Annotated in this window: 18 protein-coding genes and 1 other RNA gene; 4 read left to right on the top strand and 15 right to left on the bottom strand. The window is 67.4% G+C overall.

Annotation, left to right across the window (positions count from 1 at the left end; genetic code table 11):
• Window positions 1–72 precede the first annotated feature (72 nt).
• Window positions 73–1,269, top strand: coding sequence for a hypothetical protein (locus ACIA12_RS16935; protein WP_396367907.1), 1,197 nt, complete (start codon window positions 73–75; stop codon window positions 1,267–1,269).
• 448 nt (window positions 1,270–1,717) lie between these two features.
• On the opposite strand, the gene ACIA12_RS16940 is transcribed toward ACIA12_RS16935, so the two are convergent.
• Window positions 1,718–2,368 (bottom strand): O-methyltransferase, encoded by a 651-nt coding sequence (locus ACIA12_RS16940; RefSeq protein ID WP_396367908.1) that lies wholly within the window; start codon window positions 2,366–2,368, stop codon window positions 1,718–1,720.
• Window positions 2,369–2,427: 59 nt separating this feature from the next.
• Between ACIA12_RS16940 and ACIA12_RS16945 the strand changes: the two genes are divergently transcribed.
• Complete coding sequence (locus tag ACIA12_RS16945; protein WP_396367909.1) at window positions 2,428–3,000, top strand: TetR/AcrR family transcriptional regulator; 573 nt, start codon at window positions 2,428–2,430, stop codon at window positions 2,998–3,000.
• A 49-nt stretch (window positions 3,001–3,049) separates the two neighbouring features.
• Here the strand turns inward: ACIA12_RS16945 and ACIA12_RS16950 are convergent, their stop codons facing one another.
• Window positions 3,050–5,356: a M4 family metallopeptidase gene (locus tag ACIA12_RS16950; RefSeq protein ID WP_396367910.1), complete on the bottom strand. Its 2,307-nt coding sequence runs from the start codon at window positions 5,354–5,356 to the stop codon at window positions 3,050–3,052.
• 374 nt (window positions 5,357–5,730) lie between these two features.
• Between ACIA12_RS16950 and ACIA12_RS16955 the strand changes: the two genes are divergently transcribed.
• Window positions 5,731–6,807 (top strand): FHA domain-containing protein, encoded by a 1,077-nt coding sequence (locus ACIA12_RS16955; RefSeq protein WP_396367911.1) that lies wholly within the window; start codon window positions 5,731–5,733, stop codon window positions 6,805–6,807.
• Between the two features lie 7 nt (window positions 6,808–6,814).
• Here ACIA12_RS16955 and ACIA12_RS16960 read toward each other — a convergent pair whose 3' ends face one another.
• The 10 genes from ACIA12_RS16960 to ACIA12_RS17005 all read right to left on the bottom strand — a co-directional run bounded on the left by ACIA12_RS16960 (window position 6,815) and on the right by ACIA12_RS17005 (window position 13,098).
• Window positions 6,815–7,057 carry a hypothetical protein gene (locus ACIA12_RS16960; protein WP_396367912.1) on the bottom strand — a complete coding sequence of 81 codons (243 nt, stop codon included), beginning with the start codon at window positions 7,055–7,057 and terminating at the stop codon, window positions 6,815–6,817.
• Complete coding sequence (locus ACIA12_RS16965; RefSeq protein ID WP_396367913.1) at window positions 7,054–7,488, bottom strand: MarR family winged helix-turn-helix transcriptional regulator; 435 nt, start codon at window positions 7,486–7,488, stop codon at window positions 7,054–7,056. The genes ACIA12_RS16960 and ACIA12_RS16965 overlap by 4 nt, the downstream gene beginning before the upstream one ends.
• Before the next feature lie 104 nt (window positions 7,489–7,592).
• Window positions 7,593–7,969, bottom strand: a transfer-messenger RNA (tmRNA) gene (gene ssrA / locus ACIA12_RS16970).
• Window positions 7,970–8,052: 83 nt separating this feature from the next.
• Window positions 8,053–8,610: a DUF1707 and DUF4870 domain-containing protein gene (locus ACIA12_RS16975; protein WP_396367914.1), complete on the bottom strand. Its 558-nt coding sequence runs from the start codon at window positions 8,608–8,610 to the stop codon at window positions 8,053–8,055.
• Window positions 8,611–8,708: 98 nt separating this feature from the next.
• On the bottom strand, window positions 8,709–9,179 hold the full coding sequence (smpB, locus tag ACIA12_RS16980) for an SsrA-binding protein SmpB (RefSeq protein WP_396367915.1): 471 nt from the start codon (window positions 9,177–9,179) through the stop codon (window positions 8,709–8,711).
• A 21-nt stretch (window positions 9,180–9,200) separates the two neighbouring features.
• Complete coding sequence (locus ACIA12_RS16985; RefSeq protein ID WP_396367916.1) at window positions 9,201–10,646, bottom strand: peptidoglycan DD-metalloendopeptidase family protein; 1,446 nt, start codon at window positions 10,644–10,646, stop codon at window positions 9,201–9,203.
• A gap of 57 nt (window positions 10,647–10,703) precedes the next feature.
• A complete protein-coding gene (gene ftsX / locus ACIA12_RS16990) occupies window positions 10,704–11,615 on the bottom strand; it encodes a permease-like cell division protein FtsX (RefSeq protein WP_343980180.1) in 912 nt (303 codons plus the stop codon).
• A 61-nt stretch (window positions 11,616–11,676) separates the two neighbouring features.
• Entirely contained in the window at window positions 11,677–12,366 is a 690-nt protein-coding gene (gene ftsE, locus ACIA12_RS16995) for a cell division ATP-binding protein FtsE (RefSeq protein WP_328320325.1), read from the bottom strand.
• A 197-nt stretch (window positions 12,367–12,563) separates the two neighbouring features.
• Complete coding sequence (locus ACIA12_RS17000) at window positions 12,564–12,725, bottom strand: hypothetical protein (protein WP_396367917.1); 162 nt, start codon at window positions 12,723–12,725, stop codon at window positions 12,564–12,566.
• The gene (locus ACIA12_RS17005) at window positions 12,718–13,098 is read right to left on the bottom strand and encodes a hypothetical protein (RefSeq protein ID WP_396367918.1); all 381 of its coding nucleotides are present in this window, start codon (window positions 13,096–13,098) and stop codon (window positions 12,718–12,720) included. The genes ACIA12_RS17000 and ACIA12_RS17005 overlap by 8 nt, the downstream gene beginning before the upstream one ends.
• 149 nt (window positions 13,099–13,247) lie before the next feature.
• On the opposite strand from ACIA12_RS17005, the gene ACIA12_RS17010 reads away from it, so the two are divergent.
• Window positions 13,248–14,297 carry a carbohydrate kinase family protein gene (locus ACIA12_RS17010; protein ID WP_396367919.1) on the top strand — a complete coding sequence of 350 codons (1,050 nt, stop codon included), beginning with the start codon at window positions 13,248–13,250 and terminating at the stop codon, window positions 14,295–14,297.
• Window positions 14,298–14,309: 12 nt separating this feature from the next.
• On the opposite strand, the gene ACIA12_RS17015 is transcribed toward ACIA12_RS17010, so the two are convergent.
• The 3 genes from ACIA12_RS17015 to ACIA12_RS17025 all read right to left on the bottom strand — a co-directional run bounded on the left by ACIA12_RS17015 (window position 14,310) and on the right by ACIA12_RS17025 (window position 16,197).
• The gene (locus ACIA12_RS17015) at window positions 14,310–14,747 is read right to left on the bottom strand and encodes a PIN domain-containing protein (RefSeq protein ID WP_396367920.1); all 438 of its coding nucleotides are present in this window, start codon (window positions 14,745–14,747) and stop codon (window positions 14,310–14,312) included.
• Window positions 14,744–14,953 (bottom strand): type II toxin-antitoxin system VapB family antitoxin, encoded by a 210-nt coding sequence (locus ACIA12_RS17020; RefSeq protein ID WP_396367921.1) that lies wholly within the window; start codon window positions 14,951–14,953, stop codon window positions 14,744–14,746. Before ACIA12_RS17020 ends, ACIA12_RS17015 begins: the two co-directional genes overlap by 4 nt.
• Before the next feature lie 62 nt (window positions 14,954–15,015).
• Window positions 15,016–16,197 carry an MFS transporter gene (locus tag ACIA12_RS17025; RefSeq protein ID WP_396367922.1) on the bottom strand — a complete coding sequence of 394 codons (1,182 nt, stop codon included), beginning with the start codon at window positions 16,195–16,197 and terminating at the stop codon, window positions 15,016–15,018.
• Window positions 16,198–16,416: the final 219 nt, after the last annotated feature.

The raw sequence follows: 16,416 nt of genomic DNA on the forward strand, positions 1-16,416 counted from the left end.
GAGTACATTCTCGCTGCACGGTGACCATCACGGGGTCCGAATGGTCGCCGCCGCCCCGGCGAGGAGGCCCTTGTGCCCAGACGACTGTCCTTGACCATCACCGCGCTCACCCTGACGGCCGGCAGCCTGGTCGTCACCGCCCCAGCAGCCCACGCGGACGGCCCCGGCTCCGGTACGCCGTATGTCGTCACCGTCGGCGACTCGTACATCTCCGGCGAAGCAGGCCGCTGGGCCGGCAGCTCCAACGACTCCGAGGCACCCGCCGACGCGCTCGGCGCCCACGCCTACCACGACAACGCGACCGGTACCGCGGAGACGATCCCGCGCTGCCACCGCAGCAAGTCGGCCGAGGCCTACATCGGCGGCGGAGTCGGCGGACTCAACCTCGCCTGCTCGGGCGCGACGACCGGCACGACCACTGGGGACAACTTCAAACCCGGGCTCGACTTCTACGACGACGGCGCCGGTCATCTGGGCCAGGCGAAGCTGCTGCAGCAGTTCGCGGCCGCGCACAACGTCAAGCAGGTGGTCGTGTCGATCGGCGGCAACGACTTCAACTTCGCGTCGGTCGTCCAGTCCTGCGTGACCGACTTCCTGCTCTCACCTTCCTGGAACCCCGACTACTGCCGCGACGACTCCTCCGTCGTCGCCAACTTCACCGCAGCCAACGTGACTGCTGTTCGCGGCCGGATCGCTTCCGCCTTCCAGAACGTGCGGACGGCGATGCGCAACGCCGGCTACGGAGACAACGCGTGGACGCTGCTCGTGCAGACGTACCCGTCTCCCATCCCTTCTGCTAGTGGCTTCCGGTACGGGCAATCCGGCTTCACCCGGCAGAGCGTCGGCGGCTGCGGCTTCTGGAACGCGGACGCCGACTGGGCCAACGCGACTGCCTTGCCGACCATCAACAGCACAGTCCGCGCCGCCATCGGCCAATCCGGCCTGACCAACACGCGTCTACTCGAACTCCAGTCGACCTTCAACGGCCGGCGCCTCTGCGAGAAGACGGTCGGCCTGTACGAAGAGGTAGGCCTCTCCTCCTGGACCCAACCCACCGCCGTCGACCGAACCGAATGGATCAACCAGATCCGCACGGTCACCACGGCCGGCTCCAACTACTACATCCAGGAATCCATCCACCCCAACTACTGGGGCCAACTGGCCCTCCGCTCCTGCCTCCGCCAGACCTACACCCAAAACCGAGGCGGCACCTGCACCATCGCGGGAACCGGCCTGCTGAACGGCGAACCCCGAATGACCTTGAACTAACCCTCACCCACCAAGTACTCCCCACGCCGGCCTCGCCGCCCGCTCCTTCGTCGCGACCGCATCGGCTAGCTCCCACCCACCCTGAACGCGGGCTCCTCCGTCGTCGCCCGCTAGGTGAAAGCGATGGGTGGGAGCCCGCCGTCCCGGGGGCTGGTGTGGTGCGGTGTCGCGCAGAGCCGTCGTCGCCGGACGCGAATGGAGTGCGCCCACGCCGGCGTCGCCGTCCGCTAGCTGCCACCCATCCCTGCGAAAGCAGCCCACACGCCAGGCTCGCCGAACGCTCCGTCGTCGCGTCCGCATCGGCTAACGCTACCCACCCCTCGGCACGCGGGCTTCCCATCGCCTGCTTGGTGAGGGCGACGGGCGGGCAGCCGCCGCTGCGCATGTGGCGCCGAGGCCCGGCCTCCTACAGCTGCGCTCGCGGGGGTGGGGCCGGCTGCTGGTGGGATCAGGTGCGGCAGCTGATTTCCATGCCGTCTTCTACTGGGAACGACGTGGTTACGTAGCCGTTGGTGGGGTTGCGGATGTAGGCGAGGTAGTCGGACATGCTGGGGAAGGAGCTGTCGTCGGCGACTACCAGGGCGCCGGGGGCGAGACGGTCTTCCAGCAGGCGTAGTACAGGGAGGCAGAGGTCTTTCCAGCCGTCCAGCAGGAGCAGGCCGATCGGGCCTGGGACGTCGGCGAGGGTTGTGAGGGCGTCGCCGGGGAGGATGGTGACCGGGGCGGCGACGCCGGCTTCGTTCAGGTTTGCCTGGGCGGCGGCGATCTTTGTCGCGCTCAGCTCGGTCGTCAGCACCTGGCCGGTGCCGTTGTCGGCGACGGCTGCTGCCAGATAGATGGTGGAGATGCCGTACGAGGTACCGAACTCGACCACCGTCGTCGGACGGGCGGCTCGGACCAGGGAGTAGAGCAGTTGGCCGCCGGCGGCGGAGATCGGCATGTAGATGTCGGCAAGCGCGTCGGCGCGTTCCTGCGCGGTCGCCGACTCGTAGGAGAAACCGTCACCGCCCGCCGTACGCACGTCGTCGTCGCGCTTGGCATCTTCGAAGAGGCGGTCGAGAACCTTCTGGACCGCCGGACTATGCAGCGTGTTGGTCATGATCGCTAGGCTAGACGCAACGTATGGTCTAGGCAAGGGATCATGGAGGAGGCAGGGCTGTGCACCACGGGAACAGGCACGGGCGGAGCGAAGAGGCACGGCAGGCGGTACTCCATGCGGCCGACGATCTGCTGGTGGAGAAGGGATTCGCGGGCCTGACGGTCGAAGGGATCGCGACCCGGGCCGGCGTCGCGAAGCAGACGATCTACCGCTGGTGGCCGTCCAAGATCGAGATCCTGATGGAGGCGTTCGTCGACGACGCGGCGCAGTACCTGACCCCGCCGGACACCGGCGACCTGGCCACGGACCTCCGCCGCCACCTCGCCAGACTGGCCGACTTCCTCACCAAGACAGACGAAGGCGCCGTCTTCCGCGCCCTGGCCGGCCAAGCCCAGCACGACCCCACCGTCGCCGACCGCCTCCGCACCGACCACCTGACCCACCAACGAGCCAGAGACCGCCAACCCCTCCTCAACGCAATAGCCCGCGGCGACCTCCCCACCACCACAGACGTCGACTCAGCCGTAGAACAACTAGTCAGCCCCATCTACTACCGAGTCCTCATCACCGGCGAACCAGTCCCCCGCCCCTACACCAACCACCTGGTCACCCAGTACCTGAGCCACGCATGAAGAGGCCCCGGCAATCCATTGGGGATTGCCGGGGCCTCGTTTACTCAGGTCAGCTCAGGTTGAGGCCTGTGTCGTCGATGACGAACGAGGTCTGGAGGGAGCTGTCTTCGGTGCCGGTGAAGGTGATGGTGGACGTGGTGCCCGCGAGGGACGAGACGTCGAAGGACCGCAGGGTGTAGCCCGCGGCCTTGTTGAGGTTGGAGTACGTGGCCAGGGTGGTCGAGCCGGCCTTCACGGTCAGCTTGTCGTACTGGACCGTGGTGGTCGTCTCGGCCGTGTCGATGTGCAGCCAGAAGGACAGTGTCCCGTGGCAGCCGGCCGGGATGGTGACCGACTGGCTCAGCGTGTCGGTGTGAGTCGTTCCGTAGCCGTCGAGCCACGCCTTCTTGGCGCCGCCGTGAGCCGGCTGGCTGGACGAGCTGTCGATCACTCCGGACGAGGCAGTCCAGGGCGCCGCGGTCGCGGATTCGAAGCCCGGGTTGCCCAGCACCTGACCGGAGCATCCGCCGCCGCCACCGGTGATGGTGAAGGTGAACGAGGTGCTGCCGGATCCACCGGCACTCGCGGTCGCCGTTGCGGTGACGTTGAAGGTGCCCGCGGCGGTCGGCGTACCGGAGATGGTGCCGGTCGAAGAGCCGATCGTGATGCCACCCGGCAGGCCGGTGGCCGACCAGGTGTACGGCGCGGTGCCGCCGGTGGCCGACAGCGTGAACGACGCGATCGCGGTACCGACGACGCCGGACTTGTTGCCCGGGTTGCCGACGGTGACGCCGCCGCTGACGCTGCAGGTCGGGTCAGCGGCCTGAGCCGGAACACTCACCGCGTCCCACGCCGCCTTGACGGTGTTGAACTCGGTGCAGCTGCCCGGGTACAGGTTCTTGGCAGCGGTCAGCGTCCAGGTGCGGTACTTCAGGTACGAGCTGCTGCTCGTCTTCATCAGCATCGCGTTGTACATGATCTTCATGGCCTTCTGGATGCCCAGACCGGTCACCGTCGAGCTGTTGCAGGTCGGCACGTTCGGGCTGCCGCCGCTGCCCTGGGACAGCATCGTGAACCAGTGGTTACCGGGGCCGGCCGCGGCGTGTACCTCGGTACCGGGGATCGAACTCGAGTAGCAGTTCGGGTCGCCGAGCGCCGACGGGTTGTACATGTTGCGGATCGGGCCGCTGCCGACCAGGTTGACCTCTTCACCGACCAGGAAGTCCGGCGGGTCGTACGACGCGCCCTGGTTGCTGTAGAACTCGGTGGCCGCGCCGAACGTGTCGGCGACGAACTCCTGCGTTCCCGAACCCGAGATGCCACCCGGGGTGTGGTCGTCGATGCCGTGGCCCATCTCGTGCGCCAGGACGTCGATCGAACCGATCCAGCCACCGGCGGTGTTCTTGCCGATCTGGACCTGCGAACCGTCGTAGTACGCGTTCTGGTCGTTCAGGCCGACGCGGATCGGCCAGGCTCCACCAGAACCGTCCATGCCGTTGCGGCCGAGCCAGTCGGTCAGCATCTTCTTCTCGGTCTGCGCGGCGAAGAGCGCGTCGACGCAACCGGTCTCCTTGTTGGTGGCGACTCCGTTGCCCCAGACGTCGTCCGGACCGGAGAAGGTGGTGTTGTTCGCCGCGTCCTGGCAGGACAGGTTGGTGGTGCCCGGGTCCTTCATGGTGAAGGTGCTGCCGGACTGCGTGGTTGCCAGGGGCAACGGGGCGGGTCCACTGTAGACACCGGTACCGGTGCCGGCCATCACGTGCTCCTTGGTACCGAGCACCTTGCCGCTGGCCGCATCGACGTACACCGACAGGCTGGACGGCTCGTGGCCGTTGCTGCCGGTGACACGGGATTCCCAGGCCAGCTTCGGCGTACCGCTGAGGGCGTACACGGCGAGCGTCGGCGTGGTGCTGGAGGTGACGACCTTGAGTTGCTTGGTCGCGGTCGCCTTGGCGGTCGCGGCACTGATACCGGCCTTCGTCGCCAGGTCGGGGATTGCTGTGGTCTGGGCGACCGAGGTTGCCTTGACTGCGCCGTCGGCGTCGGTGACGACGACGAAGTCACCGCCGACGACGGGAAGTCCCTTGAAGGTCCGCTCGTACGGGACGTACTGCAGCCCGGACGGTTCGGAGATCACGGGTTTTGCGATGAAACTGTCGGACCGGCCGGCATGCAACGCGGCCGGCCGGGCCGCCACCAGCGACGTCGCGGTCTTGGCCGCGAACGCCTTCGACTGGGCCTGTGTCGGCCTTGGCGGTGGTGCCGCGCTCGGCGCGGCACTGGAGGCCGAGGTCCCCAGCGCGGCAGCGGTGGCTACCGAGAGGCTGAGGATCGCCAGAACGGTGGCGGGTTTACGGGAACGCTGAAACAAGACCATCGGTGTGGTCCCTTCGCGAAAATGGTGCTGGGCGGATCGCGCAACGCCGGGCTGGCAGGCAGTTGCACCAGCTCCGCCTGGAACGCTCCGGCTCCCCACCTTGCGTACTACGGTCCTCACAATCGTTTACCGCCCGGTAGAGCGCGCGGACGGACACTATGCCCGCGCATATTCCCCGGCAAGGCGCGGAAATGCCGCTGGCACCAACACGCCAAGTGACCACGTTGTCACGGTCCGGACATCGCTTTCCTGACCCTTTGGACAGGACATAGCCCGGTCGAAACCGCCAGTTCAGCGGCGGTTTTCCGGTTGGCCATGGCCTCGGCGTCGCTGTCCGCGCACACTCGGTGCAGAGGTGCCTTGGGGAGGCGCGGGTGGGGAACGAATCGTTTCTGTCCCTCGGCGAGCAGCGCTGGGTGCTGCCCGCCGGGCGGCCGAGCCTGACCATCGGGCGGGACCCGGCGGCCGACATCCACCTCGACGCCAACGACCTCGCTTCCCGGCTGCACGCCCGGTTGTGGCTTTCGAGCGCGGGCTGGTCGATCAGCGACGACGGATCGCGCAACGGCACCCGGGTCAACGGCCGGCCGGTAACGGTGGCCGTTCCGCTGCACGACAACGACCGGATCCAGATCGGCGACGCGGTACTGACCTTTCACGGACCTGAGGCGGCCGCGCCGCCGGCCGAGGCGCCGCCCGCAAGGCCAACAGGTTCGAGCGGTGGGGGCGGCAGCCGGGTCCGGCTGGTGAAGGTCATGACGGTGGCGGCCGTCGTCCAAGGCGTCGGGCTGGCCGCTAACGGGATCGCCGCCTTCGTCGCCGACCACGTCGGCGGGATCGCCCGCTGGCTGGCCGCACCTGCGGTCGCCCTCATCGCGGCGATGGTCACGGCGTTGATTCAGGCCGTCTCCAAAGAACCCGCGGCCTCGAGCACCAGCACCACGGCAGTCCCCACCCGCCGCCGCGGTACGCCGGCCGCCGTCGCGATCCTCGTGGTACTGGCCGTGGTCGGCCTCGGCGGGTTCGCCGTCGCCGCCGGAGTCCAGTACGCCGCCGGCTACCTCACCGGCAAAGAGTCCGGCGACGACCGCCTGGTCCGACCTGTCGCCAAGAGCGGCAGTGGGCTGACCGCGACGGTCGTGCACGTCGCCTACACCTCGCACTTCACCCGCGTCGAACTCACCGTGCGGAACAGCACGCAAACGTCGCTGAGCCTGCCCCTGTTCGGCTTCTGCACCTTCACCGGCTCCGACGGCACCACTCTCCAGGTCGACGCCTTCCGCAGCCAATGGACCGACACCGTCCCACCCGGCGCCTTCCAACGAGGCACCATCACCTTCAGAGGCCACCTCCCCGACAACCTCACCACCGCCTCCCTCAGCTTCAGCCAGGTCTTCGGCCCCGGCGGCAGCTCACTCACCATCCCCGGCATCAAACTCAAACCGGCGTAGGACTCGGTCAGCGGTAGGCGGACACGCGGGGATGGTCGCGCCAGGCCGGCATTTGGGCCATGTAGGCAAGGGTGTCGGCCTCGATCTTGTCGCGCGGGTCGTCCGGGTTACGGCGTTCCTGCCAGGACACCATCGAGGCGAACCGGGTGTCGAAGTCCTGAAGGTTGCCGTCGGCATCGACGCAGTGCTCGCAGTAGCGGCCGCTCTCGATCGGCATGCTGCAGCTCTCGCAGGTGGTGGTCGTGCTCATCGCGGGTCTCCGTTCGTACGTACCAAGGTGGACAGTGTGGTGAGCAGGCCGGCTCGCTCGCCGGGGTCCAGGGCGGCGAACGCCTCGGCCAGCGCGGGCACGCTGAGCACGTCGCGGTCGGCGCGGAGTACGGCGAAGCCATCGGGTGACAACCAGACCAGCGTGCGGCGCCGGTCCGCCGGATCGCGCTCCCGCTCCAGCACGCCCTTGGACTCGAGCTGGGTGACGATGTCGCTGACCACCGACTGCGCCCGGTCCAGGTGCAGCGCGATGTCGCCGACGGTCAACGGCCCGGTCTGCGAAAGATGCTGCAGCACGGCCCGGCTGGCCCCCGACATCTCGCTGCGCTTGCCGTCCCGCCGGTGAAACCGCAGGTACGTCTCCCGAAACAGCTCAGCGAACGCCTGAGCGTCCTCATCAGCAGTGCTCACACCAGCAATCTCCACCGGGACGAATCCATCGTCAATCCCGATGGATCTCCCCCGGACACGCGAGAAGGCCGGCCCCCGAGGGGACCGGCCTTCTCAACTCATAGGGGTGGAGGTGGCGGGAATCGAACCCGCGTCCTTCAGTGTCGACTCGAGACTTCTCCGGGCGCAGTCTGCATAGTCGCTTTTCTCAGCCTCAGCACTCTCGCAGACAAGTTGCTGACAGGCTCAGTCGCTGTAAATGTCCCGCGTTAACCCCGCGACCGGGTTAACGAAGCAAGCTTCCTAGCTGAGGCCAGGAACCGGGTCGGAAGCAACCCCGGGCTGACCGCTTCTTTTAGCTCAGGCCGTCAGGCGGCGAGAGCGAAGCTACTGCGCTGTGATTTGGCAGTTATTGGTTTCCAGAGATCGTTTACGAGATAACCCTGGATCCTCGGCCCGCTTCCCTCGAAACGTACAGCCAAAGTCGAAACCGTTCACCCCCTGTTGAGTTGTCAAACATCTGCGGCCTGACCGCAGACCACCCACACTACCAAGTACAACCAGTCGCCCGCACGTGGGATTCCCTCAGCGGATCATCCGCAGGGTGAACGGGTAGCGGAAGTCCGAGCCGAGCAGGGCCGCGATGCCGCCGATGCCGGTCAGGACGAACCAGACCAGGCCGAGCAGCGGGAACAGGAAGCCGGTGAAGCCGCCGGTCACCCCGGTGACGATACCGAGCAGGGCGAACAGGCCGAACGCGCTGAGCTGGAAGTTCAGGGCCTCCACCGCGTGCTTGCGGACGACCGGGTTCTGCTTGCCCGCGCCGGCCGCGACCAGCGCCGGGCCGACGAAGAAGGTGGGGAACCCGAGCCAGTGCGTGACGAGTCCCATCCCCCGCCCTTCCGACTGCCGGGCCGGCAGCGGCGGCCGGGTGAAGGCCGCCGGGGCGAAGGTCGGTACAGGCCGGGAGACCAGGCCGTCGAAGGTGCTGTTCAGCTCGGCCCGGGTCCGCGACTTGAGCGCCAGCTCCAGCCTGGTGTCGAACTCGAACCGGTCCAGCCGCCCGTCGGCGAACATCTCTTGAAGAATCTCGACGGCGCGGTCCCGTTGGGCCGGCGTCACCAGCAGGTCTGAAGTGGACATGCCTTCAGCCTGCCCCGCACCGGACGGCCACCCCATCGGGTGACGCCCGGAGCCACCCCTGACCAGACCCCCGCCCAGCCTCAGCCAAGCCGCCCGTACTACCCCCGGCGGCGGTCGCTCAGCGCGCGCTGCGCCTCGCGATCAGCCTGCCGCTCGGCCAGCGCGTGCCGCTTGTCGTAGTCCTTCTTGCCGCGCCCGGTGGCCAGCTCGACCTTGGCGTAGCCGTCCTTGAAGTACAGCGACAACGGGACCAGCGAGACGCCCTGCTGCTCGACTGCCTTGATCAGCTTCTGCATCTCGTCCTTGTGCAGCAGCAGCTTGCGGGTCCGCCGCGGCTCGTGGTTGGTCCACGTGCCGTGCGTGTACTCCGGGATGTGCATGTTCTGCAGCCAGAGCTCGCCACCGCGGACCGCCGCGAAGGCGTCGACGAGGGAGGCCCGACCCAGCCGCAGGGACTTCACCTCGGTCCCGGTCAGCACGAGTCCGGCCTCCACCACGTCGTCGATGTGGTAGTCGTGTCGCGCCTTACGATTCTGCGCGATCGGCTTGTGGCCGGTCTGTTTCACCATCCGACCAGTATCTCAGACCACTCACAGCCACTTCATCGGATTAACCACGTTGCCGTCCTGATAGACCATGAAGTGCAGGTGGCAGCCGGTCGAGTAACCCGTGGTACCGACGTACCCGATCACCTGGCCCTTCTTCACCCGCTGGCCGACGTGGACGTTGTACTTCGACAAGTGGTTGTAGACCGTGGTGATGGACGACCCGTCGATCACACCGTGTGACACGAACAACCGGTTGCCGTAGCCGCCGTTGTAGTACTTGTCCGTGACCCGCCCACTGGCCGCCGCATGGATCGGCGTACCGCAGCCGGCGCCGAAGTCGGTGCCGTCGTGCAGCTTCCAGATGTGCAGGATCGGGTGGAACCGCATCCCGAACGGCGAGGTGATGTAGGTGTCGATCGGGTAGCTCAGCCCCGACGAGTTGTCCGGCGGATCGTCCGGGATGCTCCTCGGCGGCCGGTGCTCCTTGCGCGCCTTCTCCCGCTCGGCCTTCTGCCGGGCGGCCTTGCGACGCGCCGCGGCCTCCCGCTCCGCCTTGGCCCGGGCGACCAGGATGCGCTGCACCCGGTTCCGCTCCGCGACCAGCGAGTTGTACTGCGCGAGGTCGGCGTTCTTGTCCCGCTGCGCCGCCTGGTACGTCGTCAGCTTGGCCTGGGCCAGTCGCGCGGCCTCGGCCTTGTCGGCGGCGACCTGCAGCGTCAGCGCGGTGACGTCCTTCACCGTACGGGCCGCCTCGGCGCGTTGAGCCGACACGACCTTCTCGGCTGCGACCAGCTTGGCCCGCTTGTTCGCGAGTTGCGCCTGGGCGTCGTTCAGCCGGGTGATCGTGTTGCTCTGGATGCCGAACACGTTGCGCTGCACCTGGATGCCGTTGGCGACATCGGCCGGCGAGGCGCCCTGCAGCACGATGGACAGCCCGACCAGGCTGTTCTGCTGCTGGAACGCCGACTGCGCGGCACGGCCGGCCAGCTGGCGCTGCTTGTAGATCGCCAGCTCACCGTCGTCCACGTCGGCGATCGCCGTCTGCAGCGCCGCCTCGGCTTCCTTGAGCTTGCCCGCGGCAACCTGATCGGCGGCCTTCGCGGCGGCAAGCTTGCCCTGCGCAACGGCGTACCGGATCTGGACGGCCTTGTACCGCGCCTCGGCCTGGTTGTACGCGGCAACGGACTGGGCGACCTGGTCGGTGGACTCTTTCAGGTCGGCGCGGGACTCGTTGATCTGCGAGTCGAGCTGCTTTTTCTTGGCGGCGGGGTCCGGTGGGTCCGCCTGGGCAGACGGGACCACCGCCAGTGCTCCGGCGGAGAGGGACAGGACAACGCAGCAAGCGGCGATGACCGTCTGCCGATGCGGCGAACCGCGCAGGCGTTGCCTGGCGGAGCGCTGAACCGGTACGGCGGCGGCGCCGATGCTGTCGTCTCGCTTGATGCTCCCCCGCTTGCGCGGGTTCGCACCGGGGAAGTGCGGGACCACAGTCGACCCCTTGCTATGGGTGATGGTGACGTGCTACTGCACGATAAGTCACCCAGGTCAGACTTTGAGGTATTTCCGCGTTGTCAGGAATGTCGGGATGATCGCCAGCACCAGGCCGACCACGACCATGATCAGGGTGGCCCGGAAGGTTTCGGCCGCGCCGACCCACTGCCAGACCCGGAATGTCTCCTCCGCCTGTCTCTTCACGAACAGGAAGACGCCGAGCCACAAGGTGCCGCAGGCAAGGACCGCGCCGAGCAGGGCGGCCAGGATCGCCTCCAGCAGGAACGGCAACTGGATGTAGAAGTTCGAGGCGCCCACCAGGCGCATGATCCCGATCTCCCGTCTCCGGGCGTACGCCGCCAGCCGGATCGTGTTGGAGATCTGCATCAGCGCGGCCACCAGCAGCAACCCGGCCGCCGCCAGGGTGGCCCATTTCAGCTGGTTCAGCGCCTTGAAGAGTGGATCGAGATACTGTCTCAGGTCCTGCACCGTGTCGACGCCGGGCAACCCGGCCACCGCGCTGACCAGGTTCTGGTACCGCTGTGGATCCTTCAGCTTGACCCGGAAGGACTCCTGCATCTGGTCCTCGGTCACCGTGGAGACGATCGGCGAGTCCTTGTAGAGCTTCTTGAACTGATCGAAGGCTTCCTTCTTCGACTCACCGAAGACGCCTTCGGGCGCGGTGTCCGGGTTCGACTCGATCACCTGCTTGATCCGGTTCTTCTGCTCCGTGGTCACCTCGGCCCCCGAGCAACCGCGGCCGCCGGAGTCCTTGGTGCAGAGGAAGACCGAGATCTGGATCTTGTCGTACCAGTTCCCCTTCATCAGGTCGACCTGCTCGCGGGCGAGCAGCGCGCTGCCGAACAGCGACAGCGAGACCCAGATGGTGACCACGACGGCGATCGTCATCGAGAGGTTCCGGCGCAGGCCGATGCCGAGGTCGGAGAGGATGTAGTTCAAGCGCATCAGTCAGTCAGTCCCTGTAATCAGCCCTGATCGGCCCGGTCCCGGGCAGGTCAGGCAGCGGTCAGTGCTGGTAGCCGTAGACGCCCCGCGACTCGTCGCGGACGACATGGCCGTTCTCCAGCTCGATCACGCGCTTGCGCATCTGGTCGACGATCGAGACGTCGTGGGTGGCCATCACCACGGTCGTCCCGGTCCGGTTGATCCGGTCCAGCAGCTTCATGATGCCTACCGACGTACCGGGGTCCAGGTTTCCGGTCGGCTCGTCGGCGATCAGGATCATCGGCCGGTTGACGAACGCCCGGGCGATCGCGACCCGCTGCTGCTCGCCGCCGGACAGCTCGTCCGGCATCCGGTCCTCCTTGCCGTCCAGGCCGACCAGCTCGAGCACCTCGGGCACCGTCTTGCGGATGTGCGAGCGCGGCTTGCCGATCACCTGCAGGGCGAAGGCGACGTTCTCCGCGACGGTCTTGTTCGGCAGCAGCCGGAAGTCCTGGAAGACGGTGCCGATCTGCCGGCGCATCTGCGGGATCCGCCAGCTGGCCAGCCGGTTCAGATCCTTGCCCGCCACCATGATGTGACCCTTGGTGGTCCGGTGCTCGCGCAGGACGAGGCGCAGGAACGTCGACTTGCCGGAACCGGAGGTACCGACCAGGAAGACGAACTCGCCTTTTTCGATCTCGACGTCGACGTTCAGCAGGGCAGCCTTGGACTGGCCCTCGTACGTCTTGGAAACATTCTCGAAGCGGATCACGTGAGATTCCGGCCGTGGTCGGGAACAGGGAGTGACACAACGGTAACCACGAAGGCACCGTACGCCACCGGAGCGGCCGTCGATCAGTGTAGGGGCTGCGCAAGCCTGGTCAGACCAGGCGTGCCGCACCGTCCGCTAACCGGTGTAGCTGCTCCGGTACTACGAGACGCACCAGCCGGCCGCCTCCGTGGTACAGGTCAGGCAGGTGCTGGGGCCCCGGGACCGGTCTCGGGACGCGCGCCGGCGATCCGGGCCACCCCGGCGTCGGGCTTGCGGCCGGCCTTGCGGGCGGCCTCCACGTGCAGGCGGGCCAATTCGACGGCCTGGCGGGAGACCCTGACGGTCTTCTTCTCACCCATCGGCACTGTCTCCCTCGATCACGTCCGCGCCCTCTTCGGCAATATCAGCGTACGCGGCCGAGCCGATCCGGTCGATCGCAACAGCGGCCGTCAGCGCGGCCACCAGGTCGTAGTCCTCGGGTTGTAACAGTTCCGAGCGCATCAGTGAGCGCAGCGTCACCACTCCGGCGTCGGTGCCGGCCTCGTCGCCGGTCAGGATCTGCTCGACCGCCCAGCGGACCATCCGCATCGTCTCCTCGCGGTGCCGCCAGGTGTCCAGCTCGCGATCGGACTTGCGGGTCAGGTAGCCGCCCAGCGCCACCCCGCCGAGCGCGATGAACGGGCTCAGCACGGTCGCGATCACGCCGATCACGCCGATCCAGGTCGGGATCACGAACACACCCCAGAACTCATCGCGTTCCTCCCAAATCCATGGTGATGGCCGGTCGATGATGCTACGAAGGACAGCACATCATCAGCCACCGACAATGCCGCCCCGCCACCGCCCGGCCCCCTGCCGTCAACGAAGGAGCGAGTGTCACCGTGAAGGACGAACCGGACTGCTACGACGTGTTCGTACAGGGCACCGTCTTCCTGGACATCGTGCTGACCGGTCTGGAGTCCGCCCCGACCACCGGGACCGAGATCTTCGCCGAGGGGATGGGCTCCTGCCCCGGCGGCGTCGCGAACTTCGCCATCGCCGCCAGCAGGCTCGGCCTGCGCAGCGGCCTGGCCGCCGTCTTCGGCGACGACGTGTACGCCGACTTCTGCTGGCGCACGCTGGCCGACCAGGAGAAGGTCGACCTGTCGCACTCGCGCCGGATCGGGCACTGGCACTCGCCCGTCACGGTGTCGATGTCGATCGACCGGGACCGCGCGATGGTCACCCACTCGCACGAGGCACCGGGCGACCCGAGCAAGCTGGTCGGCCCGGGCCTGCGGACGCGGTCTGCGATCGTGCCGGTCGCGGAGGAACTGCCGAGCTGGACCGCCGAGGCCCGCGAGTCGGGCGCGCTGCTCTTCGGCGATGTCGGCTGGGATCCGACCGACACCTGGTCCCCCGCCGTCCTCGACGTACTGGAGGGCTTCCACGCCTTCACGCCGAATGCGGGCGAGGCGATGGCCTACACCCGCACCGACAACCCGAAGGCCGCTCTCCACAAGCTGGCCGACCGGGTCCCCCTCGCTGTCGTCACCAACGGCTCCGACGGCGTACTGGCCATCGACTCCCTGACCGGCGAGGAAGAGCACATCCCGGCCCTCCCGGTCCGCTCCTACGACCCCACCGGCGCAGGCGACGTATTCCTGGCCTCGCTGGTCCTGGGCACCCTCCGAGGCTGGCCCCTAGCCCACCGCCTAGCCTTCGGCAACCTCTGCGCCGGCCTCTCGGTCCAGCACTTCGGCGGCTCGCTCGCAGCCCCCGGCTGGGGCGACATCATCGACTGGGTCCGCGACCACAGCCGCTCCCACCCCGGCGACGTAGACCCCGAAATCCTCCGCCGCTACACCTTCATCGGCGACATCCTCCCCGCCGGCCCAGTCCCCATAGTCCGCCGAGCCAGCGCCACCATCGCCCGCCTCTCGGACGCATAGAGCTACTGGCAGTCAGTCCAGCGACCCACGCGGTGCCACCCACAAATGCGGCTGCCCGGTGGTCGCCGCGATGTGCTCGAAGTCCGCGTCGTAGTGCAAGATCACCGCGTCGTACTGTTCTGCAACGGCAGCGGTCAACAGATCAGCCACACCTGCAGCCCGATGATGTCCTCGCGCCGCCATCCGGACCTGCACCTCGCGAGCTCGTTCCGCGATGGCCTCGGTCATAGGAAGGACGGTGTACAAGGACTTCCGGCGTGCCGTGATGTTCTGGACGTCGTTCAGATCCCGCCCGGAGTAGCCCGCCTCTAGATCGAGAGTCACACAGGTAGCTGCCGCCCGATCGACGATCAGGCCGGCGAGTACAGTCCGCACAGCGGGGTGACCGCTGCGGGCCTGTGCCGAGGTGTCGACCAGGTAGAGCTTGCCGACACCTGAGACTGTGCTCAACGATCGGCTCCTCGCATGATCTCGGGATCGGCGATGTCCGGTCCGACACCCAGCGCGTACGGATCGTCGAGCAACGCCTCGATCCGTTCGCGACGCCGGGCGACGAACTGCAGTGCCGCGTTCACGGTGTCCTTCTTGGTCACGGTCCCCAGCTCCTTCGCCGCGAGTGACAGCGCCTCGTCATCCAGATCGATCATCGTCTTCATATAGACGAGGATATGTCGTCGTATATATACCCGGATATACCTCGTGACCAAATCGGCATCTGTCAGCCGGCTCGCTTTCGACGAACAGCAATGAGAATCGCAACGGTCGCAAGCAATGCAGCTCCTGCGAGGAAGCTGTGGGAGGGGGTGGTGTGGTCGAGGGTTAGGCCGACTAGGGCTGAGCCGGCTGAGCTGCCTGCGTTGTTGGCGGTGTTGATCCAGGTGCTGGCTTCGGTGCGTTGGTGGGGTGGGGTGAGGTCGTCTGAGGCCAGGTAGGAGACGACGTAGAGAGGGGCTACCGCCAGGCCGGTGCAGGCCATGACTGCGCCTAGGGCTAGCAGGTTGGTGGTCAGGGAGGCTGCCAGGAGGCCTGCGGCCAGTACTGCGATCAGGCCCGCCAGATGTGTGGAGTGCGAGCGCGTGTGTTTGCGGCGAGCCCAGAGGAGGCCGCCGATGACGCTGCCTACGCCTATGCCTGCCTCTAGGTAGCCAGCGGCTCCCGGGTGGCCTTGGGATTGGGCTACTGCGGCCAGGCAGATGTACGCGACGCTGATGCCGGCCGCTGTGGTCATGATGATCAGGAGGATGCGGCGCAGGCCCCCGATGGTGAGTGGGCCCAGGAGGTGCTGCTTCGGCGGGGTGGGGCTGGTGTGCCGGGCGAGGGGGTTCGCGACCATCAGTACAGTGCCGACGAGCAGCAGGACCGCGGTACAGGTGAGTGAGACGCGTGGGGACCACAGGCTGATCAGTACTCCGGTCAGCAGCGGCCCGAAGAGGTAGAGGGTCTCCTCGCAGATCGCGTCGAGGGCATAGGCCCGTTCCTTGAGTTCCGAGCCTTCGGTGATCAGTCGCCAGATGGCACGCATGGATGGGCCGAGTGGTGGGGCGAAGAGGCCGGTGACGCCGACGAGGGTGATCAGGAACGCGGCGTTCGTAGTACGGGCTGAGGCCACCAGCACCAGGCCTACTGCGCAGAGCAGAGCCAGGACCGGTAGGACGCGGCGTTGGCTGAAGCGGTCGACCAGGCGGGCCTTGAGTGGCATCGACAGTGATGCCAGGCCGAAGGCCGCGACGGCGGCGCCCGCGGTCGCGAACGAGTCGGTTGATTGTTGAACGGTGAACAGGGCAGACAGCGGGAGCAGACCGTACGCCAGCCGGCCGAACAGCGCAGGCACGAAGGTGCGCAGCGCGTGCGGCAGCAGCAGGACATCGCGGTAGCTCCCGGCACGAGTGGTGCCAGGCATGTGAAGGCGCTCCTAGAGAGCCCCGGCTCCGTCAGCGGAGCGGGGTGCGAATGGGCTCGGCGACTGCGAGCGCTCTCTAGGCACGGGGAGCTGACACGGCACAGAGCCTAGCGGACGAACCCGCCGAGGAAGTTGGTTTTTCACCACCGGAAATGCCGCGACGTCACCCCCCGACGGTCGTAGGGTCGGAGGGCTGCGCGGCTCGTGGGACCGCGCCGG

The organism is Kribbella sp. NPDC051620 (assembly GCF_044453825.1).
GTDB lineage: Bacteria > Actinomycetota > Actinomycetes > Propionibacteriales > Kribbellaceae > Kribbella.

Excerpts from the sequence above, each read along its gene's own strand:
- ACIA12_RS16940 (WP_396367908.1), bottom strand. The coding sequence starts at position 2,368 with ATGACCAACACGCTGCATAGTCCGGCGGTCCAGAAGGTTCTCGACCGC.
- ACIA12_RS16950 (WP_396367910.1), bottom strand. The coding sequence starts at position 5,356 with ATGGTCTTGTTTCAGCGTTCCCGTAAACCCGCCACCGTTCTGGCGATC.
- ACIA12_RS16960 (WP_396367912.1), bottom strand. The coding sequence starts at position 7,057 with ATGAGCACGACCACCACCTGCGAGAGCTGCAGCATGCCGATCGAGAGC.
- ACIA12_RS16975 (WP_396367914.1), bottom strand. The coding sequence starts at position 8,610 with ATGTCCACTTCAGACCTGCTGGTGACGCCGGCCCAACGGGACCGCGCC.
- smpB (WP_396367915.1), bottom strand. The coding sequence starts at position 9,179 with ATGGTGAAACAGACCGGCCACAAGCCGATCGCGCAGAATCGTAAGGCG.
- ftsX (WP_343980180.1), bottom strand. The coding sequence starts at position 11,615 with ATGCGCTTGAACTACATCCTCTCCGACCTCGGCATCGGCCTGCGCCGG.
- ACIA12_RS17000 (WP_396367917.1), bottom strand. The coding sequence starts at position 12,725 with ATGGGTGAGAAGAAGACCGTCAGGGTCTCCCGCCAGGCCGTCGAATTG.
- ACIA12_RS17020 (WP_396367921.1), bottom strand. The coding sequence starts at position 14,953 with ATGAAGACGATGATCGATCTGGATGACGAGGCGCTGTCACTCGCGGCG.
- ACIA12_RS17025 (WP_396367922.1), bottom strand. The coding sequence starts at position 16,197 with ATGCCTGGCACCACTCGTGCCGGGAGCTACCGCGATGTCCTGCTGCTG.